This window comes from Niveispirillum sp. GW835-FHT14G11 (assembly GCF_058793615.1).
Map to the genome: position 1 here is coordinate 19,699 of NZ_JBXAFZ010000027.1, position 23,112 is coordinate 42,810.

Here is a 23,112-nt window from a genome sequence, read left to right on the forward strand (position 1 = left end):
ACTTGTCAGGTACGGTTGAGTAGTTTCGTCCCATCTGGGCGCAACTCGCCTTTTGGGGAAATGTGTCGGTACAGGGTCTGTCGCGTGATGCCGAGTTCCTGGCACAGGTCGCCGACCTTGGTTTCGGGCTGGCACATTGCCGCCATCGCCAGGCGCAGCTTGGCGGCCGTCATCTTGAACGGTCGGCCACCTTTCCGACCGCGCGCCCGTGCCGAGGCCAGGCCCGCCACGGTGCGCTCGGCGATCAGTTCGCGCTCGAACTCGGCCAGCGCGGCAAAGATGCCGAAGACCAGCTTGCCGGCGGCCGTCGTGGTGTCGATGGCCGCACCGTGGCCGGTCAGCACCTTCAGTCCGACACCACGGCCGGTCAGGTCGTGGACGGTATTGATCAGGTGGCGCAGGTCACGCCCGAGCCGGTCCAGTTTCCACACCACCAGCGTATCCCCCTCGCGCAGCGCCTTTAGGCAGCTCGCCAAGCCAGGGCGGTCTTCGCGCTTGCCAGACGCCTGATCCTCGTAAAGTTGGGTGGGATCGACGCCAGAAGTGACTAGCGCATCGCGCTGCAAGTCGGTGGCCTGTGAGCCGTCTGCCTTCGATACCCGCATGTAGCCAATCAGCATCTTGCACCTGTCACATATACGTTCGATTATGTGACAGTGTGAACCGGAAAGTTCTGGTCGTCAAAATTTGTCACTTAACCCGTCATTCTGTCTAAGACATGCAAAGGGCTCATCAGGCTCGTAATGTGACAAAAATTCCGTGGGGATGCCTTCCTTCGCGAAGGTAGCGCGCAACTGTTCCAGGGAAGCGGGGTCGCGCCGACCATAGGAAGCCAACGCGAACAGCGAGCGTGCCGTCTCGGGGCCGTGCCGCGCTTCAATGATGGCCTCATCAATGGCCTTGACCGCACGCTGCCAGTGATCGACGGGTTCGGGCTTCAGCGCTTTCGCCGGCAGGCCACTGGTGAACCCGGTTTGGGGCTCGGACCAGAACAGCTTTGCATGCTCGCCTGGCGGGCTAATATCCCTCACCTCAATCAAGCTGATTGCCGTTGCCGCCGCCTCCAGCATCTGCAATCGTACTGCCGGGTTCAGGGTTTCATACGGTCGCCACAGACTTTGCCCAGCACGCAGCGGATGCCCGCAGCCTTCCCATACTTGGCGGAGATACCCCGCGCAGGTTCCGCACGTCGAAAGCGGGGTGTTCAGCTCATCGAGCAGCGTGCGTATTAGCCGAAACCACAATCCAGCGTGGATGCGTCGGCGCGGCAGCTCCACATGGCCGGTCGTCAGTGCCTGCCAGGTACGCCGGTCCATCACTGCAATCGCGTCGCTGGCGGTGCGCGGCGCAGTGTCGGCGTTATCCCAGCCGAGAAACCGCCCAGGCACGCCCCAATAGGATTCCAGCCAGCAACCATGCAGCGGGCAGCTCAGCATCAGGGGCAGCTTCCATGCAAGCAGTACGGCTTGGTTTGCCGGGTCGTTCAGACAGAGCGGACAGGCGCGATGTATCGGCTGGCTGGGCAGCCAGGCACGCCAGTTCGTGATGGATCGCGTCCTACGGCGGAGTTTCGGCAGCAGCACCGAGAGCTGGAACGCATAGGTTTCCAATGCGTCTGGAATCTGATCATCAAGGCTATCCAGTAGCCAAGGCACCCAGCCGGCGAAACTCATGCAACGCAGCCGGTCCAGCTCGATGCCGCTCCGCTGGAAGAGCATCATCAGCAGCGACAGTGGTGGCGCGGTATCCAGGTCATCAACCTGGCCGTGACCAAGATCGTGCTCCAGCAGGTCGGACACCTCCATGTGATAGCAAAGGGCCACGCGGTTGAGCCATGAAGACAAGGCTTCGCCTTCCTTGGGAGCCGGATGCAGCGGCCAGCGTGGCGCTGGCTTCACATCAGTTCCCGCTCGAATTGCCGACGCCGCTCGCTTGGGCCGGTGTAATCGGCCATGCTGAGCGTGCGGTGGTTGATCGCTTCCTCGCCGCTCTCCACGGCGACGAGGGCCGCCGCCATCAGCAAGTGCGCCAGTTCGCCGATGGTGCCCTCGCTGCGTGTGAGCAGGTAGCGGGCCATGTCCAGCGTGGCAATCGACGAGGGTCGCCGCAATGGAAGCGAAGCGGCGAAGCTGGCCAGCAGTGAGCAGCAATCGTCGTTGGCCTCCCACACCGGCAGCATCATGGGCTCGAAGCGGTTTTCCAATTGGTCATCCGAGCGGATGGCCAGGTAGGCGTCGCGCGTGCCGACCCCGACCAATGGGATGCGCAGCTCATTGCCGAGGAAGCGCAGCAGGTTGAGAAATTCCCGCCGGTTGACGCTGTTGCCGGCCAAGACGTTGTGCAGCTCGTCGATCACCAGCATGCGCACGCCGACCTTGCGCAGCAGTGCCAGCGCCAGTTGCTCCATTTCCGGCAGCCGTGGGCGCGGGCGCAATGGTGCCCCCATCGCGGCAAGTAGCGCGACGTAGAAGCGGATCACCGACGGTTCGGACGGCATCTGCACGACCAGCACCGGCATGTGTTCCTGGTCCGCGTCGGAGCTGGCCGGATGCGTGCGCCGGAATTTCTCGATGATCATCGACTTGCCGTTGTTGGTCGGGCCAACCAGCAGCAGGTTGGGCATGCGTTGCTTGTTTGGCCACGCATACAGGGTTTCCAGCCGGTTCAGCGCCTCGACCGCGCGCGGGTAGCCGATCCAGCGGTCGGCGCGAAGGCGCTGGATGCGCTCGTCCGCCGGCAGCCGAGCCAGCCCCTGTGCCGCTGGCAGCAGGTGTGACAAGTCGATGATGGGATATTCGTCCACGGCTACCACTCCTCGATCTGGTCGAACGGTTTGGCCGGAGGCAGGTTGTCTGCCTGCGGATCAGCAACGTCCGTTTTCGGCGGAATCGGCTTGTCCGGCGGAGGCGATGCCTTGAGGTGCTGGCGTCGATCCGCGTCGCGCCGCGCCTTGCGCGTGGCCTTCTGTGCGGTGGTCACGATCTCGCGCATCTGCCCGATCATGCGGAACAGCGCCGACTCATCCACCTGTTCGCGTCCCTGCTGCCGCAATTTCGTCAGCGCCTGCCGTTGTTCCCAGAGGGTGACAGCCGGGTGCGACAAGGTACGGTAGGGGATTTCCAGGTAATGCTGCCCCTCCGGTTCCAGCACCCAGATACGGCTGATGTCACGCGGGTCGCGCCGGATCAGGAAAGCGGGCAAGCGGTCGCGTCGTGCGATCCACGGTTTGAGCGCATCGGCGTAGTAGTGAATGTGGTCGATGACAAAGCCGGTGCGAGTCAGAGTACGGCGAATGATGGGCAGGAAATCGACCAAAAAAGCCAAGGCGCGGGTGACGACAGCCGGTACACCGACACGCGCCACGGCTTCTGACCAGCGCGCCGCCGGCGGCTGAAGCAGGCCGTTGTGCACAGAGCCGTGATAGGTGCCCACCGCCAACGTGAGCCAGCGCTCCAGCTCACGCAATGTCAGGGCGGCCTTGTTTTCGGAATCGTAGTCCCCGCGCTGGTCAGGGTTGGAGAAGGTCGTCCCTGGCAATTCATCGTGGATCATCTGCATCGCCGTACCGATGATCCGTTCCACGATGCCGCCGTAGTGCGGCTGCCCTGGCGGACGATAGTCCAACCGGATGCCGTGCTGCTCGCAGCCACGGCGCAGCGCCTCGCTCTTGAACTCGGCCGCGTTGTCCAAGTAGAGCAGCCTGGGCTTGCCGCTCATCGGCCAATCCATTTCTATATTCAGACCCTCCAGCCAGGGACGCTTGTCGCAGGCGACATGCACAAGGCACAGGCCGACCGAAACAGATGACGGCGCTTCCAGCGTGACGACCATGCCGAGCACGCAGCGGGTAAACACGTCGATGGCGATGGTCAGATACGGACGGCCAATCGGTTGCCGGTCGCGCTCGTCCACCACGATCAGGTCGATGACCGTGTGATCAATCTGCACTTGTTCCAGTGGCGCGGTCACGGCGGGAGGCTCACCACCGACACCTTGCAGGCTGCGGGACGCATCCTGACCTTCCCGGCGGCGAGTGGCCTTGAGCGGGTCGAGGCCGGCGATCCGCAGGGCCAAAGTGTTGCGCGCCGGCACCCGTAGCTTTTGCGCTTTGCAAGCCTGCGCGACCTCGCGGTGGAACGCCGCCAGGCTACGCTTCTGCTTGGTCAGGAAGCGCTTTTGCAGCAACTCGCGGATGATGCGCTCAACTGATTCCGGCAAGCGTCCCTTGCCTTTTCCGCCGCCGGACTGGCCGGGAACCAGGTCCGTCACAAACCCAGCACCTTGCCGGGCACGCCGGATCAGGACATACACCTGCCGCCTGGATAGGCCCAGCGCTTGAGCAGCGGCATCGGCGGCTTCATGCCCAACCACTTCAAGCGCTGCCAGCGGCCCGATGATTTCGGTCCGGTGCCGGGCCTGTGCCCATGCCGCATCGGGCAGGGTGGCCACGCCCTGCTCGGCAATTGGCAATGTGTCTGACGCCATGCTCACACCTCGCTTTGGTGCACACGAGTATTGAGCATAGTCGAGATTGGTGCAGATGACTTCTGATATTGCGTGGTCAGGAGCCGACTGCACACCTGGCGTTACGCCCCGTCAATTGGTGCAGTCGTCTTCTGAAAATGACAGCTTTGCGCCAAGCATCTGACATCAGGTTAGGGTATAGCTCAAATAGACACCCAATCCCAAGCAAGCACATAGATGGTCGCGTATTCTTTTCGTTCATCCCGACGCTGCCAGTGAGACAAAACCGGCAGACGAACCCAAAAGCCCGTCTGCTTCGCTCACCGAGGGACGATTACTTCACGTTGGTGATGACATAGGCTTTATCGCCTTGGGCAAACTCGAAATCGACCGTCTTGCCGACAATAAGTTTGTCCAGCAGCATCTTGTCTTTGACCTGAAACCCCATGGTCATGGCTGGCCAGTTCAAGCTCTTGACGGGTTCATGGGCAAGGGTGACGACATTGGTGCCGGTGTCGACCTTGGTCACCTTGCCCTTAGCCATGTGCACAGTTTGCCCGGCCGCTGGCTTTCCCATCGGCATAGTCTTCATCCCGTCCATCTTCTGCTGTGCCATCGCCGCGGTGGCCGAGAGCACAAGAATGGCTGCGAGTGAGTTGATCAGTGATTTCTTCATGTTCAGATTTCTCCAGTAATTGGGAGGTTGGGAAACCGATCCCTGGCAAATCCAGAGACCGGGGTTTTCATCAAGGGTGTTCGCCGTCTGAATGAATGGGGTGCGCTTGCTCTTGTGCGAGCGGTTGTCGGCGAGGCCGACGCATCAGGTAATACGCTGCCGGGATCACGAACATCGACAGCAACGGCGCGGTGATCATGCCGCCCACCATCGGGGCCGCAATGCGCTGCATGACCTCGCTGCCGGTGCCGCCGCCCCACATGATGGGCAGCAGGCCGGCCAGAATCACCGCCACTGTCATCGCCTTGGGGCGCACGCGCAGCACAGCCCCTTCGCGGATCGCGTCCAGCAGATCGGCTTCGCTGATTTGGTTCTGGTCAACGCGTTCCATCCACGCCTGCTTGAGGTAAAGCAGCATGATCACGCCGAACTCGGCCGCCACCCCGGCAAGCGCGATGAAGCCCACGACGCCCGCCACCGACAGGTTGTAGTTCAAGCCGTACAGCAGCCAGATACCGCCGACCAGGGCAAAGGGCAACGTCGCCATCAGCAGCAGGGCCTCACCGAAATGCTTGAAGGTCAGGTAGAGCAGCACAAAGATGATGAGCAGCGTGAAAGGCACCACCAGCTTGAGCTTGGCAGCGGCGCGTTCGAGAAACTCGAACTGCCCTGACCATGCCACCGAGTAACCGGGTGGCAGCTCCACTTTTTCAGCTACGGTTTGCTGCATATCGCGCACCGCCGTGCCTAGATCGCGGCCGCGCAGATCGACGTATACAAAACCGGCTAGGCGGGCGTTCTCGCTGCGCAACATCGGCGGGCCGTCATCGATGCGAATGTCCGCAACGTCACCCAGCACCAGCTGTTGCCCTCGCGGTGTCACGATGGGCAGGCTGCGCAAGCGATCCAAAGAGTCCCGCACCTCACGTGGGTAACGCACGTTGATCGGATAGCGCTGCAAGCCCTCAATGGTTTCACCGATGTTCATACCGCCTACAGCGCTTGACACCACCGACTGCACGTCGGCCATGTTGAGCCCGTAGCGCGCCGCGCGCTCACGTTTGATGTCCACGTTGACATAGCGCCCACCTGTCAGGCGCTCGGCGAAAGCGCTGGTCACACCGGGCACCTGCTTGACCGCTTGCTCGATCTCGCCCGTGAGCCGATTGATGACCGCCAGATCACTGCCAAGCACCTTGACCCCAACCGGACTCTTGATGCCGGTGGCTAGCATGTCGAGGCGGTTGCGAATCGGAGGAATCCAGATGTTCGTCAACCCTGGCACGCGCACGGTCTTGTCCAGCTCTTCGACGAGCTTCTCTGGGGTCATGCCCACGCGCCATTCGCTCTTGGGTTTGAACTGGATGGTGGTCTCGAACATCACCAGCGGCGCAGGATCGGTAGCGGTCACGGCTCGGCCTGCCTTGCCGTAGACCGTGGCGACCTCTGGCACCGCCTTGATCAGCCGGTCGGTCTGTTGCAGCAATTGCGCCGCCTTGCCCGCCGACATGCCTGGCAGGGCGGTGGGCATGTACAATAAGTCACCTTCGTCCAGCGGCGGCATGAACTCGCTGCCCAGTTGCTGCAATGGCCACCAACTGGCGGCAAGAAACACCACGGCAACCGCGATGGTGGCCTTGGGAAAGCGCAGCACCACTTCGAGCAAGGGGCGGTAGATGGCAACAAAGAAGCGATTGATCGGGTTTTTCTGCTCGTCCGGGATGCGACCCCGGATCAGATAGCCCATCAACACCGGAATCAGCGTCACCGCCAGACCGGCGCTGGCCGCCATGGCATAGGTCTTGGTGAAGGCCAGCGGCGAGAACAGCTTTCCTTCCTGCGCCTCCAGCGTGAAGATCGGCACGAAGGAGAGGGTGATGATGAGCAGCGAAAAGAACAGTGCCGGTCCGACCTCGGCGGCAGCGTCTCCAATCACCCGCCAGCGGGTTTCGCCTTGCAGCTGCTCCCCGGGATGTTCGTGGTTCCATTCCTCCAGGTGCTTGTGCGCGTTCTCGATCATCACCACCGCCGCATCCACCATCGCGCCGATGGCAATGGCAATGCCACCCAGCGACATGATGTTGGCGTTGACCCCCTGCCAGTGCATCACGATGAAGGCCGCCAGAATGCCCAGGGGCAATGAGACGATGGCCACCAAAGCCGAGCGCAGGTGAAACAGAAAAAGCATGCAAACCACCGCCACGACGGCAAACTCTTCGAGCAGCTTGTGGCTGAGGTTCTCGATGGCCCGCTCAATCAGCGCCGAGCGGTCGTAGGTGGGCACAATCTCCACGCCTGGCGGCAGGCTGTTCTTCAATGTGGCCAGTTTTTCCTTGACTGCCTCGATGGTGGTCAAGGCGTTCTCGCCCGAGCGCATGACGATCACGCCGCCCACGGCTTCACCTTCGCCGTCCAGTTCACCAATACCGCGCCGCATCTCGGGGCCGATCTGCACATGGGCCACGTCACCCAGCAAGACGGATACACCCGCCTCGGTAGTCATGAGCGGGATGGCTCGGAAATCGTCCAGGGTCTGCAAATACCCGGAGGCGCGTACCATGAACTCGGCTTCACCCATCTCCAGTACCGAACCACCCGCCTCTTGGTTGGCAGCGCGAATCGCCGCGATCACCTTGCTGTGGGGAATGCGATAGGCGGCCAGCTTGTCCGGATCGAGCTGCACCTGGTATTGGCGTACCATGCCGCCGATGGTGGCCACCTCGGCCACACCGGGTACAGTCTTCAGCTCGAATTTCAGAAACCAGTCTTGCAGGCTGCGCAACTGGGACAGATCCTGCTTGCCGGACTTGTCGGTCAGTGCGTACTGGTAAATCCAGCCCACGCCCGTTGCATCAGGCCCCAGCGCTGACGTGGCGCCGGGCGGCAGGCGCGATTGCACCTGGTTGAGGTACTCCAGCACCCGCGAACGTGCCCAGTAGAGGTCCGTGCCGTCTTTGAACAGCACGTAGACGTAGCTGTCGCCAAAGAAGGAATAACCGCGCACGACCCGCGCCCCCGGCACCGACAACATGGTGGTGGTCAGCGGGTAGGTGACCTGGTTCTCGACCAGTTGCGGTGCCTGCCCCGGCCAGGAGGTGCGAATGATCACCTGGGTGTCCGACAGGTCGGGCAAGGCATCGAGCGGCGTGCGGGCCACCGACACCACGCCCCAGGCCGCCAGCAGCACGGTGGCGATCAGCACCAGAAAGCGGTTGGCAATCGACCAATGGATCAGACGGGCAATCATTGTGTGCCCCCCATCGCCTTGCTCTGGCGCGCGCGCCATTGGACGATCTGTGGTGCATCGCCCTCCTGCATGCGGAACTCGATGTCGATCTCGCTGCCCGCCGAGGGCTTGAGCGAGGCAGCGTCCGGGGCCAGCTTGAAGTCCATGGTCATGCCCGGCCACTTCAAGGCGGGGACTTCCGGATGCGTCAGCGTGAGGGTTTCACCCGCCACGGCTTCCACCCGTGCGGTTGTGCGGTAGGTTTGCTGCGTCGCGCTCGTTGGTCCTTGCTCCTTGGCGGATGACAAGCGGGCTTCCACGCCTTTCAGGTTGGCTTCGGAGTCGATGAGGAACTGCCCTGACAGCACGATCTTCTGGCCTTGGCTGAGGCCAGCCAGGATTTCAGCTTGACCGTTCTGTTCGCGGCCTACCAGTACCTCGACCGGGCGGAACGCACCTTCCTCGACGACCATCACCAGCGTGCGCTTGCCGGTGCGCACCAGCGCCTCGGAGGGCACCAACAACGTGGCGCGCGCTTGGCCTTGCGCCGATGGCTTGAATTGCATTTGCACGAACATGCCGGGCACCAGCTTGCCCTTGGGGTTGGCCAAGGCCATGCGCGCCTTGCGCGTGCGTGTCGTCGGATTGACCTCAGGCAACAAGGCCTGCACCTGGCCACGAAACACATCCCCCGGTAAAGCCGGGGTTTGCGCCGCCACCTGTGCGCCCACGGCAAGCTGCGACGCCTGGCTTTCCGGCACGTCGGCCTGCACCCACACAGTGGACAGGTCGTTTATGCGCATGAGCGGCATGCCCATCATCGCCGTGCCCCCTTCACGCGCCATCAGTTCTGTGAGCACGCCACCGGCTGGCGCGACCAGGGTCATGCGGGCCTGCACCTGCCCCGTGCGTTCGACCACGGCGATCTGTGCCTCGCTCATGCCAGCCTGGCGCATGCGCTGACGGGCTCCTTCAGCGAGGGACTCCAGCCCGCGACCTTGCAGGCGCTTGGCGGTCAAATAGTCTTCCTGCACCGCCACCCAATCCGGCACATAGAGGTCCAGCAGCGGCTGCCCTTTGCCGACTTGATCCAGCAACGCACGCACGCGCAGCTTTTCAATAAAGCCGGTGGCGCGCGCTTGCACCACGTATTGACCGCGTTCATTCCAGGCTACGGTGCCTACCGCTGAAACCTCGGGTGCTAGTTGACCAGAAACGACTTCACCCGTGCGCACCCCGAGGTTCTGCTGAATGCGCGAGCTGACGGAGACCGTTCCGCTATCGGCACCCTGCGCCCCCGCATAGGCGGGCACCAGCATCATGTCCATGAAGGGCGACTTGCCTGGGGCCTCGAATTTTTTGCCCGGCACCATGGGGTCGTGGTAGTAAAGGATTTTGCGGCCGGTGATCGGATCGACGTCACCGCCTTTGATACCAGCCTCGATATGTCGCCGTGTGGCCGTCTCGCCTTCAGGTATCCCCCAGGCCGAGGGGTCGATGGGTGCAGCCATAGGCGAATCCGTGGCCTTCGTAGACACGGCCATCGGCGCACTCGTCCCGTTCTTGGCACCCAGTTGGTAGAGTCCGAACCCGCTCGCACCGAGCACTCCGGTTGCAAGCAGTGCGGTGATGATGGTTTTCTTGTTCATGGTTGCGACTCCTGAGCGGGTTGATGGGAAGGACTTGGTGGGGGTACCTGCGCAGGCAGGTCTTCAGGAATCAGGAACTCAAGCTCGGCCCACCATGCGGCGCTCTGCTTTTCGATTCGCAGCCTTTCCAGGCGGGTGTCGGTCACCATGCGCTGGGCTTCAAGGACGGTGGCCAAAGGTGCCTTGCCACTGCGGAAGGCTGCTTCCGTTGCGTGGACTCGTTCTGTCGCCAGCGGGATCAGTGTCTTGTCGTAATCTTCCAGACGGGTGAGGTTGCTGCGCCAGTTGGTGAGCAAGCGCTGCACGTCCAAAAGATGCTCGCGCCGCATCTCTTCGCGCTCCAGGCGTACCTGTTCAACCCGTTGCAACCTGGCTGACAGCTCGCGATCCTGTTTGCGAGCCTGATCCCATTGCAGAGGAATGGAAACGCCGAAGGACACCATGTCGCCGAACTGGCTGCCCCGTTTGCTGTACATCAGCGACCAACTCCAGTCAGCGCTTTTGTCCTGTTTTGCGACTTCAGCTTCAGCCAGTGCGACGCGTTCCCGTGCATTCATCACGGCGATGTCGGGGTGCTGCTCGATCTCATGGCCCAACTGGTGTTTGGCGAGACGGGTACGGTCGATTTTCGGGGGGACGCCGAGCGGTTGTTCCGCGCTATCACCAATCCAGCGCTGCAACTGCGCCTTGGCATTGGTGAGCTCGGCACGTACCTCGTGCAATCGGTCATCGATTCGAGCGACGGCAGCATGCGCAGCCAACACATCCGCCTGGCTACTGCGCCCACCACGGTAGGCGGACTCAACCGCGTCGCTCACCCCGCTGGCTTCCTCACGTTGACGCTGTAGCAGGTTGAGCATCTGCTCCTGGAAGTAGCGGTCGAACCAGGCACGGGCAGTTTGGGTGAGCAATCTGGCCTTTTGCATGGAGCGTATAGACAACGCGGCCTCGGCTTCCCGCTCGTATCGTGCGCTGCGTGCCTGGCGTTTTTCGGAACCCGTGAAGGTCTGCATCAGGCTGACCGAACGCATCGTCATGAAATCGTCTGTCAGGCTGTAGCGCATTGGCCCTTCGATGGGCAAGTTGTCCACAGACAGGCGCAACACCGGGTCTGGTAGACGACCGGCGGAAACGGCCATTTCCCGGGCGGCACGAGATGCAGCGTCCTGGGCTTGAAGCGTCGCAGAGCGGGCCTGCGCAGCATCCAACGCCGCGTCCAAAGTCAGGAGGGATGAGGACGGTTGTGCCGCCGCTAGGCTGGTGATGCCGAGTGACAGCACGGCAGCAACGACAAGTCTGGTTCCGCGCGGCCAGTACCGGCGAGCGCTATGAACGGGAGGCGTACTGCCTCCTTGAGAGGGAAGTGAATGCATTGGCTAACTCCATGCGTGATGAACCCGCGCGATTTATCGAGCACGGGCAAGGAACTGTCAGCCACAGGGTGGCCGACAGCCGTATCGCGGTTACACGGAATTAGCTAAGGGATGGCGGTCGCCAGACGCCGGAGGGATCAAAAGAGGCGATCAACGCGCTCAGTGCAGGCACAGGAGCAGATGTCTGTGCAGGGGGAGTGTGTGAGTGAAACGACGGCAAAACGCACGCGCTTGCTGAGCTGCATGGGATATCCGTCTTGCAGAGTTTGCCTGTCTTGGCCGCAGTCTCGGCATCATTGCAGCAATCCTCGGCAGCCTGAACAGATTCATCGACGGAAGCCGTTTGGCCACCAGCGTGATCCATGGGGCAAGGCATTTGGAAGGCATGCGCGCTCACGCTGCCTTGGAAGGCAACGATGAAGCAAAGAAACAAGGCCAAGAAGACGCGCATCAATCCATGATATCAAACATGGTTTTTCGGCGACATGCTTAACGTGCTTTATTTTCCGAATTCTGAGACGACCCCGTCATGGAAACTCTCGGATTATATCATTGTGAATGATTATAATTCCCATTTGCGCCGGTGTCCACCGCCTTGCCTTGGGTTAGCATCTGCATGATGAGCAAAGCAGCACCCGATGTGATCGCCACATCTGCGAGGTTGAAGGCGGGCCAGTGCACAAGCTGCCAATGGAAGTCGAGGAAATCGACAACCGATCCACGCAGCACACGATCCGCGACATTGCCGAGCGCACCACCAAGGATCAGGCTGTAGCCCATCGCTTCGAGACGTGGCCGTTGCTGGCACAGCATGCGCCCCAGCCAAGCAGAAACAGCCAGACCCAGCGTGATGAAAAAGTAACGTTGCCAGCCACCAGCGTTCGCCAAAAAGCTGAATGCCGCACCCGGATTCAGGACATGAACGAGGTTGAAAAACGGGGTGATTTCGACTTGCTCACCGTAGGCAAATGTGCGGATGATGGCGAACTTCGTGAGCTGATCGGTCATGACAGCACTAGCGGCCACGGTGAACCAGACCCAAGCCGATGTGCGGCGGGCCGATTGCCACACAGGGGCGGCCAGCGGCAGCAACCACCCGGCAAGTACCGTGCAGCTCCATCCCAGCGTCCACCCCGCCAACACATCGGCCGGAAAGTGCATTCCGGCCGCGATGCGCGACCAGCCGACCAATGTGGCGTACAGCATTAAACCGAGACGACCACGGCGGCCCATCAAAGGCCAGAGCGCGCCGACCACCAGCGCGGCATAGGTGGCATGCCCGCTGGGCAGGCTGTAGTGAAGCTCTTTGTCCCCGATGACGCGCGCCAGGTCGCCAAGGACGGCAGGCGGGCGTGGAAAGTCGAACCATAGCTTCAAGGCGGTGGCGACCAATAACGCCAGCAAGAAGGCCGCGCTAAAACCAATAAGGCGATGCCGAACGGCCGTACCACGCGCCGGGTTTGTAGCCGATTTCGACCACCACCACAGACCCAACAGCATCAGCGGCGCTGTCCAGTAACTTCCCACGAGGCCAAAGAACCATGCCAGTGGTTTCAGCGTGGCGGGCGTGCCTGTGTTGATGGCTTGAAACAACGCGATGTTCAGGCCACCCCAGTCATAGAGAAAGAGTTTCCAGCTCATCGGCGCAACAACCTCAAGCCGTTGCCGACAACAAGCAAGCTGGCACCCATATCGGCGAACACAGCCATCCACATGGTTGCGTGACCCGTGAAGGTGAGCACCAGAAAGACTGCCTTGATGCCAAGGGCCAGCACAATGTTTTGCATCAGCACCTGCGCCGTCGCACGCGACAGGCGCACGAAGGTCGGAATTTTGCGCAGGTCATCGTCCATCAGCGCCACATCAGCCGTTTCGATGGCGGTGTCGGTGCCAGCGGCTCCCATGGCAAAGCCGATATCCGCACGCGCCAAGGCCGGTGCATCGTTGATGCCATCACCGACCATGCCAACCTTGCCGCTTCGGGCCAGTTGCTCCACTTCGCGCAATTTGTCATCTGGGAGTAGGTTGCCTTGCGCACGGTCGATTCCGGCTTGTGCGGCAATGGCCTGTGCCGTATGGGGGTTGTCGCCGGTCAGCATCATGGTGTTGATGCCCAGTGCGTGCAGCTCGGCGATAGCGCTCCTGCTGCTGTCCTTGATGGTGTCCGCTACGGCGAATAAGGCATGTACCCCTTTTGCGCCTACCAACATCACGACGGTCTTGCCAGCGGTTTCCAGCGCAGCGATGCGCTGCTCCAGCTCTGGTGTGCACTGCCCCAGCTCTTCGAGCATCCGGTGGTTGCCCAGATGGTAGGTCTCCCCGTCGATTTGGCCTTGCACACCCCGACCGGGCAGCGCGTTGAATTCGGCCACGTCGAGCAAGGCAACCCCGTCCGTCTGCGCGGCCTGTGCCACCGCCTTGGATACAGGATGGTCTGAGCGGGCCGCCAGACTGGCAGCGATGCTGCGGCTGTCCGAGGCGAGTGCATTGCCCCATGTGACAAAGTCGGTCTGTGCGGGCTTGCCGTGCGTGATCGTGCCGGTCTTGTCCAGAGCCAGCCAGCGCAGCTTGCGGCCTTCTTCCAGATAGACGCCACCTTTGATGAGAATGCCGTGGCGAGCGGCGGCGGCCAGGCCGCTGACGATGCTGACCGGTGTAGAGATCACCAGTGCGCACGGGCAGGCGACCACCAGCAGAACCAATGCACGGTAAATCCAGTCCATCCATGCCGCGCCCATGAGAAGCGGGGGCAGCAGTGCAACGGCGATGGCCAGGGCGAAAACGAGGGGCGTGTACCAGCGGGCGAACTGATCGACAAAACGCTGGGTCGGTGCACGGCTACCTTGCGCAGCCTCTACCGCGTGAATGATGCGGGCCAAAGTGGAACTGCTGGCCACGGCAGTGACGCGGTATTCGAACGAGCCGGATTCGTTGATCGTCCCAGCGAACACCGGATCACCGGGAGATTTCTCGACCGGCAGGCTTTCGCCCGTGATCGGGGCTTGGTTGACCGTGGAGCGTCCGTCTAGCACCTCGCCATCGAGCGCGATGCGCTCACCCGGTCTGACCCGGACTCGGCTGCCAATGGCGATTTGCTTGGCGCTTGCCTCTCGCCAGGTGCCGTCAGGCTGTTGCACCGTGGCCTGCTCCGGGGTCAGGTCGAGCAGTCCACGGATGGCGTTGCGGGCGCGATCCAATGACTTGGCCTCGATCACCTCGGCCAGCGCGAAGAGCACCATCACCATCGCAGCTTCGGGCCAGTGGCCGATGAACATGGCACCTGTGACAGCAATCGACATCAGGGCGTTCATGTTGAGGTTACGGTTCTTGAGCGCGATCCAGCCCTTCTTGTAGGTGGACAGGCCTCCCGTCAAGACCGCTACAAGCGCCAGAATGACGACCGACCAATGATTGCCGTTGTGGAACCAGTAGACCGCTTCGGCCGCTGATGCGGCGATGAGGGAAATACCGAGTGGCCACCAGTTGGTCTGCGTTGTCACAGGGGACGCCGATGGCGACGCGGCCATGGCCTTGTCCTCGACCTGCGCCTCGAATCCGAGCGCTTGTAGTGCCACAAGCACATCCGGCAGAACCCCGTCAGCATGGCGTACCGACAACGTGCGCTGCATCAGGTTGAAATCGAGACCGGTAACCCCGGCCACGGTGCCGAGCTTGTTGCGGATCAATGCTTCCTCTGTCGGACAATCCATCTTGGCAATGGACAGCTTGGTTGTCTGCCCAGCCGACGCCTCATCCATGCGCACAGCTTGCATGCCGATGGCCTTCAGTGCCTGTTCAACGGGAGACAGCGAAGGCAATTCGTGCTGCACGGTCAAGGTACGCTGCATCAGGTTGAACTCAAGACCAACCACACCCGCCAGCCCAACCAGCTTGCCTCGGATCAGCGCCTCTTCCGTGGGGCAATCCATGTTCTCGATGCGGTACACCGCTTGAGCCGATCCGGTTGTCGGCGGGGCTTGTGTCGTGGGTTGCATGATCGGCCCAGCCGAGCAGCCACACGCCTTTGAAGCGCATTCACTCATGGATAACTCCTTCAAATCTTCTGTACAACCTCCATTAAAAACTCTATAGTTACTATAGAATCAAGTGATAAATGGAGATTGAGGCATGGAAATCAGAATTGGCGATCTAGCCAAGCGCTCTGGGTGCGAGGTCGTGACCATCCGCTACTACGAAAAGGAAGGGCTGCTGCCAAAGCCAGCGCGAAGCGGTGGCAACTTTCGGTTGTACAGCGATGTGCACATCGAGCGTTTGCAGTTCATTCGTCATTGCCGTTCGCTTGACATGACGCTGAGCGAAATCAGGATACTGCTGGGCCTACGAGATAACCCTGCTCAGGACTGCGGCGACGTCAATACACTACTGGATGCCCATATTCGTCAGACCGAAGATCGCGTCGAAGCGCTGTTGCAATTGAAGCGGCACTTGCTCTCGCTGCGTGAAAAATGCTCAGGCGCTCGACGAATAGAGGCATGTGGCATCTTGCAAGGTTTATCAGATTGCAATCATCCGGGATGCAACGCATAGCATGAGTTGTTTCGCACGCCGACATTGGCCTGCGATTTTGGATTCGTGAGCGGCCTGCCTAATTGGCATCGGAGAAGGTCGTGCGGCTGACTTCTGATATTCCGTGCAGTCGTCTTCTGAAAATGACAGCCGGATCAGGCGCCCGGCTGGACCGGGCGGAGCGGAAGAAGGTGATGGCGCTGGCCCAGGCACGGCAGATCGATGCCGTGCTGGTGACGGAACTGTCACGCTGGGGCCGAAGCACCATGGACCTGCTGCACACGCTGCGGGAATTGGAGGCCCGCCGCGTGTCGCTGATCGCGATGAGCGGCATGGCGTTCGACCTGGGTACAGCCACTGGCCGCATGCTGGCCACGGTCCTGGCCGGGATTGCGGAGTTCGAGCGCGACCTGCTGCGCGAACGGGTCAGATCCGGTCTTGCCGCCGCCAGGGCGCGGGGCAAGATACTGGGGCGCAAGCCGGGACAGCGGCCCAAGTCCGATCGGCTGGCGCCCAAGGTGCTGGCCCTGGTTGCGGCAGGGCGCAGCTATAGGCTGATCGGAAGGGAACTGGGGCTCAGCAAAAATACGGTGACGGAGATCGTCAAGCGGGACCGGGACGCGAAGGGGCGGGTCGCTGCCGAGACGCTGGCTTAGCGTGGTTTTTCGTCCCTTCTATGTCGTGCCCCCATGTTGCGGGAACTGGAGGCTCGCCGTTTATCGCTGATCGCCACCTTCGACCTGGGTACGGCCACTGGCCGCATGCTGGCCACCATCCTGGCCGAAATCGCGGAGTTCGAGCGCGACCTACCGCGCGAACGGGTGCGATCAGGCCTCGCTGCCGCCAAGAAGCAGGGCAAGGTGCTACGGCGCAGGCTGGGACGGCGGCCCAAGTCCGACCGGTTGGCGCCCAAGGTGCTAGTCATAGTCGCGGCGGGGCGCAGCTATCGGCTGATCGGCAGGGAACTGGGGCCGAGCCAAGAATACGGTGACGGAGATCGTCAAGCGGGACAGAAAGGCGAAGGGGTGGGTCGCTTCTGGTATGTCAGCGTCACATAGTTTCCAGACCTTTTCATATCGGGACCCAATACTGCGTCAACCAGCCAAACAAGTGTTGTCCGCGAAGTCTCATTCCTCATATGCCAACAGCCGCAACGCATTAAACACAACCAGCAGGGTCGATCCCTCATGCATGGCGACGGCCGGGCCGATGCCGAGCCCCAGGATGGTGGCCGGCACCAGCAGGGCGACCACGCCCAGGCTGACAAAGACATTCTGGCGGATGATGGAACGGGCCTGCCGGCTGAGGCCGATGGCAAAGGGCAGACGTGACAGATCATCGGCCATCAGGGCCACATCGGCTGTCTCAAGCGTTACATCCGACCCGGCAGCCCCCATGGCCACACCGACTGAGGCACTGGCCATGGCGGGGGCGTCGTTGACGCCATCGCCAACCATGGCCACCGCCTGTTCGGTCTTCAGCGCCCGGATGGTCACCACCTTGTCTTCCGGCATCAGGTCGCCCAACGCCTCGCTCAACCCCACCTCGGCAGCGACCGCAGTGGCCACGCGTTGGTTGTCGCCGGAGATCATGACCATACGCTGAACGCCGAGCGCCCGGAGCCGGCGCATTGTGTCGATGGCCCCCTTGCGCGGCGTGTCCATCAGACCGACGACGCCCAGGTCGCGGTCGCCACGGCGCACGACCATCGTGGTGCGCCCCTTCCCCCGTAGTTCTTCGACCGCCGCTTCCGTGGCGGCAGAAAGCGGGGCGATGCCGTCATTGCCGAACATCTCCGCCTTGCCGATCAGCACTTTCTCCCCGTCCAGCAAAGCGCTGACCCCACGCCCGGTCAGGCTGTCCAGACTGCTGACCGACTGTACCGGCCGCCCTGCCAGCCATTCCGTTCCGTCGCGCACGATGGCACGGGCCAGAGGATGGTCGCTCAGGCTTTCCACGGCGATCGCCACGGCCAGCAAATCGGCCTCCTCCACCCCCTCAGCCGGGACTACATCGGTGATGCGCGGCCGCCCTTCGGTCAGGGTGCCGGTCTTGTCGAAGGCAATGGCGCTGACCGCGCCCAAGGTCTCCAGTGGCCCGCCGCCCTTCACCAGCACGCCGCCCCGTGCGGCGCGGGCCACGCCGGACAGGACCGCGCTGGGGGTGGCGATGGCCAGGGCACAGGGGCTGGCCGCCACCAGCACCGCCATGGCGCGGTAAAAGCTGTCACGGAACGGTTCATCCACAACGACCCAGGCGAACAGCAGCAGCACGGTCAGCGCCAACACCGAGGGCACGAAGAAACGCTCGAATTTGTCGGTCAAGCGCTGGGTCGGTGATTTCTGGCTTTCCGCCTCGCTGACAAGCCGGACCAGGCGAGCCAAGGTGCTGTCATCGGCGCGCTTGGTCACCTCCACTTCCAGCGACCCACCGCCATTGACCGTGCCGGCAAAGACGCGGTGGGCGCCCGTCAGCTTGTCCAGATTGGCGCGGGCCTCGGCTGGATCGGCCACCGGCTGCTTATCGACGGGAATGCTCTCCCCGGTCACGGGGGCTTGGTTGACGCTGCTGTTGCCGACGATGACGAAGCCATCCGCGGGCAGACGGGTGTCAGGCTTGACGATAACGATGTCGCCGATGGCCAGCGCCTCGACCGGCATCTCATTCACCTCGGTACCCCGGCGGACCATGGCCGTGCGGGGGGCAAGGGCCGCCAGCGCCTCCATGGCGCGCTTGGCACGACCCATGGCGTAATGTTCCAGCGCGTGACCCAGGCTGAACAGGAACAGCAGCAACGCCCCCTCCGCCCAAGCGCCCAGCGCCGCGGCGCCGGCGGCGGCAACCAGCATCAGCGTGTCGATCTCGAAGCGTTTCTGCCGCAGGTTCTGCAACGCTTCGCGCCCCGTGAACCAGCCGCCAAAGGCGTAGGCCAGGATGAACAAGGCGAGGCTGATCCAGCCCGGTGCATCGGTCATCAGATATTCGAAAAGAGCACCCAGCCCGAGGGCACCACCGCACAACAGCGCAAAGACCAGTTCCGTGTGGGAACCGAAGATGCCGCTGTGACCATGATCATGGTCGTCACCGCCCTTATGGTCACACAGGCCGGGTTCCGGCCCGCCATCGTGATGGGAATGATCCTGCACGTTTCCCTCCTTGCCGGTCTTGGCGCTCGTTTCGGTTTTCAACCGCTCATCAGATAATCGAGGGCCAATCCCAGCAGAAGAAGCGCGCCCGTGATGACCAGGGCAGCGCGGCCATCGACAGGGCGCCTCATTCCCTGTCGGCGACGCATGGCTTTTTCCACCGCAGCTGGACGCGCCTGCCGGCCCCCCTTTGGGCTGGCGTTTCTGGCGATCTCCCCGCGTGACGGTCTGATGCGACGGCCCATGGAACAAGCTTCCAATGAAGGACGGTGGCCTGTGGTGGGATGACCACCACAGGCCCCTTTAACGCTCAATGGCCGTGGCCACCCAGCTCGAACTTGGCTTGGCCGCTCTTGCCGGCCTTGGTGCGCAGGTTCAGGACAATGTTGGCACCAGCCGGCACCTCACCCTTGCCTTGCAGCTTGTCACCGGTCGCTTGGAGAACAAGTGTTCCCTTGCGGGTCGCGCCTTGGGTGAAAAGAACGCTGGCCTGGGCGCCGTCCACCGGCACCGAAGCCCCTGTCTTGCTGTCGAGCAGGTACAAGGTGACGACGCCGTCACCTACGATCAGTTCAGCGTCCTGCCCGCCCACTTCCTTGACGATGCCACCATGCGGCCCCTTGGCTGCATGGTCATGGCCATGGCTGTCTTGCGCCATGGCAGCGGCGGGCAGCAGGCAGAGGCTGGCGGCGATCAGAAACGGCTTCAACATGGTGTATCTCCTCAAAGGGTTGATGGCCCGACGCCAGGGCGACCGGAGCTGTCGTCGATAGGATCATGAAGTATCAGGTAGAATAGGAACCCGGTGCCATGGCCACGGGTTCTTCCACCGCTGCCCCGCTTGCCACGGGCCCGGCGAAGCGGCGGTAGAGGGCAGGCAGGACCAGCAAGGTCAACAAAGTGGCCGTGATCAGACCACCAATCACGACAGTGGCAATGGGCCTCTGCACCTCGGCCCCGACGCCGGTGGACAATGCCATGGGCACGAAGCCCAGGCTGGCCACCAGGGCCGTCATCAACACAGGCCGCAGACGGGTCTGCGCCCCTTCCCTGACGGCATCTTCCAGGCTCTTCCCTGCGAGGCGGAGTTGTCGGATATAGGAGAGCATGACCAACCCGTTCAGCACGGCGATGCCCGACAGGGCGATCATGCCAACGGCAGCAGAGATCGAGAAGGGCATGCCACGCAGGAACAAGGCCAGAATACCGCCAGTCAGGGCCAGTGGCACGCCGCTGAACACCAGCATGGCATCGCGGGTTGACCCCAGCGCGCTGTAGAGCAACAGGAAGATCAGCGCGAAACAGGCCGGGACCACGATCGACAGACGTTCGCGCGCCGCGATCAGGTTCTCGAACTGCCCGCCCCAATTGACCCAGTAGCCGGCGGGCACCTGGACCTGACCGGCTATCTTGGACTGCGCGTCCAGGACGAAGGAGCCGATGTCGCGGCCGCGGACATTGGCCTGCACCACGATGCGGCGTTTGCCGTTCTCGCGGCTGATCTGGTTCGGTCCTTCCGTGAAGTTGAAGCGGGCCACCTCGCCCAGCGGCACCGTCCGCATGGCCGGCCCGCCCTCGTCCCCGGCGACCTCGCCAGACAGCGGGATGGGGATGGAGGCCAGCGCCACCGGATCGTTGCGCAACGCATCCGGCAGCCGGGTGACAATCTCGAAGCGGCGGTCGCCCTGATAGACCATGCCGGCCTCGCGGCCGCCGATGGCCATCGCGACCACCTCCTGCACGTCGGCCACGGACAGGCCGAAGCGCGCCGCGCGCGCTCGGTCGACCTCCACATTCATGAAGGAAGCGCCGGACACCTGTTCCACCCGCACGTCGGCCGCACCATCGATGCCCCGGACCACACCGGCGATCTGGTTGGCCGTGGCCAGCAGCGTGTCGAAATCGTCACCGAACACCTTGATGGCGACGTCGCCGCGCACGCCGGCCAGCAGTTCGTTGAAGCGCAACTGGATGGGCTGGCTGACCTCGTACACCTGGCCGGGCAATGATCCCACAGCCTTCTCCAGCCGCTGAACCAGTTCCGCTTTTGACAGGCCGGGGTTCGGCCACTGGTCACGCGGCTTCAGCATTACAAACATGTGCGAGATGCCGGGCGGCATCACGTCCGTGCCGATCTCGGCCGTGCCGGTCTTGGAAAAGGCGAAGGCCACTTCCGGGAACGCGGTCACGGCCTTCTCGATCTCCAGCTGCTGGCCCGTCGCCTGGGCCAGGTTGGTGCTGGGGATGCGGAAGGCGTTCAGGGCGACGTCGCCCTCATCCAGTTGCGGGATGAATTCCTGGCCCAGCTGGGTGAACAGCACCAGGCTGCCGGCAAATAGCAGAGCGGCCAGTGCGGCCATGCGCATCGGCGCCTTCAGCACCTTTTCCAACAGCGGCCGGTAGGTCTCTCCGGCTTTGCGGATGATGGCGTTCTCCTTCTCCTCTACCTTGCCGGAGACGAAGATGGCGATCATCGCGGGCACCAGCGTCAATGACAGGACGAAGGCCGCTACCAGGGCAATGATGACGGTCAACGCCATCGGTTCGAACATCTTCCCTTCAACGCCTGTGAAGGTGAGAAGCGGCAGATAGACGACAATGATGATGGCCTGGCCGTAGACCGACGGTTGGATCATCTCCTTAGCGGCGACCCCGACCTCCGCCAGTCGCTCTTTGAGGGTCAAAATGCGACCGAGCTGATGCTGCCGTTCGCCCAGCCGGCGCAGGCAGTTCTCTGCGATGATCACGGCCCCGTCGACGATCAGGCCGAAATCAAGGGCGCCAAGGCTCATCAGGTTGGCGCTGACACCTGCTTCCAGCATGCCCGTCGCCGTCATCAGCATGGTGACAGGAATGACGAGCGCCGTGATCAGGGCCGCGCGGATATTGCCCAGCAGCAGGAACAGCACCGCGATGACCAGCAGCGCGCCCTCGGTCAGGTTCTTGGCCACCGTCTTGATGGTGGCATTCACCAGATCGGTACGATCCAGCACCGTCTTGGCCAGGATATCGGCGGGCAGGGAGCGGCGGATCTCCTCCAGCTTGGTATCGACGGCCGCCGCAACCGTGCGGCTGTTCTGGCCAATCAACATCAGGGCAGTGCCGACCACCACCTCCCTTCCATTCTCGCTGGCGGACCCGGTGCGCACCTCCTGGCCCGTCTGGACCGTAGCGACGTCGCCCAGGCGCACGGGCACCCCGCCGCGGGTGGCCACGACAACTTCGGCAATCTGCGCAGCTGTGGAAATGCGCCCATCCGACCGGACGATGAAAAGCTCGCCATTGCGCTCAAGTTGCCCGGCGCCCAGGCTCTGGTTCGCACGCTCCAGCGCTTCGCCCAGTTCGGCGAAGGTCAGGCCGAAGGAAATGAGCCGGGCCGGATCTGGCATGACGTGGTACTGCCGGACATAGCCGCCGATCGTATCGATGCCCGCAACGCCGGTCACACCCTTCATCTGCGGGGAGACGATCCAGTCCTGGACCGTGCGCAGATAGGTGGCGCGCTCGGCCTCGGACGTCAGCTTCTCGCCCTCCGGGGTCAGGTAGGCGCCGTCGGGCTGCCAGCCAGGCTTGCCGGCCTGGGCCTTCTCCTTGGCGAACGGCGCATACTCCACCGTCCACATGTAGATCTCGCCCAGGCCCGTGGAGATCGGGCCCATCGTGGGTGTCAACCCCGGCGGCAACTGCTCCTTGGCCTCGGTCAGGCGCTCGCCCACCTGCTGGCGGGCGAAATAGATGTCCACCTTCTCCCCGAAGATGGCCGTAACCTGCGACAGGCCGTTGACGGAGATGGAACGGGTGTTTTCCAGCCCGGCGATACCGGCCAGGGCCGTCTCCACCGGATATGTCACCTGCTGCTCGATCTCGAACGGCGACAGGGCGGGGGCAAGGGTGGTGATCTGGATCTGGTTGTTGGTGATATCGGGGACCGCGTCGATGGGCAGGCGCAGGAGCGACTGCACGCCGAATGCGGCGGCGACCGCCACGAGCAGCACCACAAGGAAGCGGCGCTGGATGGCGAAATTGAGGACGCGTTCGATCATGCCGTCGC

16 protein-coding genes are annotated in these 23,112 nt (G+C 62.6%); 3 read left to right on the forward strand and 13 right to left on the reverse strand.

What is annotated here, in order from left to right; genetic code table 11:
* Window positions 1-5 precede the first annotated feature (5 nt).
* The 10 genes from AC1Q7F_RS30350 to AC1Q7F_RS30395 form a co-directional block, all read right to left on the reverse strand.
* Complete coding sequence (locus tag AC1Q7F_RS30350; protein ID WP_015063516.1) at window positions 6-620, reverse strand: recombinase family protein; 615 nt, start codon at window positions 618-620, stop codon at window positions 6-8.
* 60 nt (window positions 621-680) lie between these two features.
* On the reverse strand, window positions 681-1,898 hold the full coding sequence (locus AC1Q7F_RS30355) for a TniQ family protein (protein WP_137821423.1): 1,218 nt from the start codon (window positions 1,896-1,898) through the stop codon (window positions 681-683).
* Entirely contained in the window at window positions 1,895-2,803 is a 909-nt protein-coding gene (locus AC1Q7F_RS30360; RefSeq protein WP_003830789.1) for a TniB family NTP-binding protein, read from the reverse strand. Before AC1Q7F_RS30360 ends, AC1Q7F_RS30355 begins: the two co-directional genes overlap by 4 nt.
* 2 nt (window positions 2,804-2,805) lie before the next feature.
* The gene (locus AC1Q7F_RS30365) at window positions 2,806-4,485 is read right to left on the reverse strand and encodes a TnsB C-terminal domain-containing protein (RefSeq protein WP_003830788.1); all 1,680 of its coding nucleotides are present in this window, start codon (window positions 4,483-4,485) and stop codon (window positions 2,806-2,808) included.
* A 313-nt stretch (window positions 4,486-4,798) separates the two neighbouring features.
* Window positions 4,799-5,140 carry a copper-binding protein gene (locus AC1Q7F_RS30370; RefSeq protein WP_492512289.1) on the reverse strand — a complete coding sequence of 114 codons (342 nt, stop codon included), beginning with the start codon at window positions 5,138-5,140 and terminating at the stop codon, window positions 4,799-4,801.
* A 70-nt stretch (window positions 5,141-5,210) separates the two neighbouring features.
* The gene (locus AC1Q7F_RS30375) at window positions 5,211-8,387 is read right to left on the reverse strand and encodes an efflux RND transporter permease subunit (RefSeq protein ID WP_492512290.1); all 3,177 of its coding nucleotides are present in this window, start codon (window positions 8,385-8,387) and stop codon (window positions 5,211-5,213) included.
* Window positions 8,384-10,015, reverse strand: a complete 1,632-nt coding sequence (locus AC1Q7F_RS30380) for an efflux RND transporter periplasmic adaptor subunit (RefSeq protein ID WP_492512291.1) — start codon at window positions 10,013-10,015, stop codon at window positions 8,384-8,386. The genes AC1Q7F_RS30375 and AC1Q7F_RS30380 overlap by 4 nt, the downstream gene beginning before the upstream one ends.
* Window positions 10,012-11,223, reverse strand: coding sequence for a TolC family protein (locus AC1Q7F_RS30385; RefSeq protein WP_492512292.1), 1,212 nt, complete (start codon window positions 11,221-11,223; stop codon window positions 10,012-10,014). The genes AC1Q7F_RS30380 and AC1Q7F_RS30385 overlap by 4 nt, the downstream gene beginning before the upstream one ends.
* Before the next feature lie 714 nt (window positions 11,224-11,937).
* On the reverse strand, window positions 11,938-13,029 hold the full coding sequence (gene lspA / locus AC1Q7F_RS30390; RefSeq protein ID WP_492512293.1) for a signal peptidase II: 1,092 nt from the start codon (window positions 13,027-13,029) through the stop codon (window positions 11,938-11,940).
* Complete coding sequence (locus AC1Q7F_RS30395; RefSeq protein ID WP_492512294.1) at window positions 13,026-15,335, reverse strand: heavy metal translocating P-type ATPase; 2,310 nt, start codon at window positions 15,333-15,335, stop codon at window positions 13,026-13,028. The genes lspA and AC1Q7F_RS30395 overlap by 4 nt, the downstream gene beginning before the upstream one ends.
* Before the next feature lie 181 nt (window positions 15,336-15,516).
* Here AC1Q7F_RS30395 and cadR point away from each other — a divergent pair, with 181 nt between their 5' ends.
* From cadR to AC1Q7F_RS30410, 3 genes are all read left to right on the forward strand, one after another.
* The gene (cadR, locus tag AC1Q7F_RS30400; RefSeq protein WP_005303894.1) at window positions 15,517-15,936 is read left to right on the forward strand and encodes a Cd(II)/Pb(II)-responsive transcriptional regulator; all 420 of its coding nucleotides are present in this window, start codon (window positions 15,517-15,519) and stop codon (window positions 15,934-15,936) included.
* A 122-nt stretch (window positions 15,937-16,058) separates the two neighbouring features.
* Complete coding sequence (locus AC1Q7F_RS30405; protein WP_492512295.1) at window positions 16,059-16,571, forward strand: recombinase family protein; 513 nt, start codon at window positions 16,059-16,061, stop codon at window positions 16,569-16,571.
* A 33-nt stretch (window positions 16,572-16,604) separates the two neighbouring features.
* A complete protein-coding gene (locus AC1Q7F_RS30410; protein ID WP_492512296.1) occupies window positions 16,605-16,973 on the forward strand; it encodes a recombinase family protein in 369 nt (122 codons plus the stop codon).
* Between the two features lie 69 nt (window positions 16,974-17,042).
* On the opposite strand, the gene AC1Q7F_RS30415 is transcribed toward AC1Q7F_RS30410, so the two are convergent.
* From AC1Q7F_RS30415 to AC1Q7F_RS30425, 3 genes are all read right to left on the reverse strand, one after another.
* A complete protein-coding gene (locus AC1Q7F_RS30415; RefSeq protein WP_492512297.1) occupies window positions 17,043-19,061 on the reverse strand; it encodes a heavy metal translocating P-type ATPase in 2,019 nt (672 codons plus the stop codon).
* Between the two features lie 310 nt (window positions 19,062-19,371).
* Window positions 19,372-19,773, reverse strand: a complete 402-nt coding sequence (locus AC1Q7F_RS30420; protein WP_492512298.1) for a hypothetical protein — start codon at window positions 19,771-19,773, stop codon at window positions 19,372-19,374.
* Window positions 19,774-19,846: 73 nt separating this feature from the next.
* Complete coding sequence (locus tag AC1Q7F_RS30425) at window positions 19,847-23,104, reverse strand: efflux RND transporter permease subunit (RefSeq protein WP_492512299.1); 3,258 nt, start codon at window positions 23,102-23,104, stop codon at window positions 19,847-19,849.
* Between the last annotated feature and the right edge of the window lie 8 nt (window positions 23,105-23,112).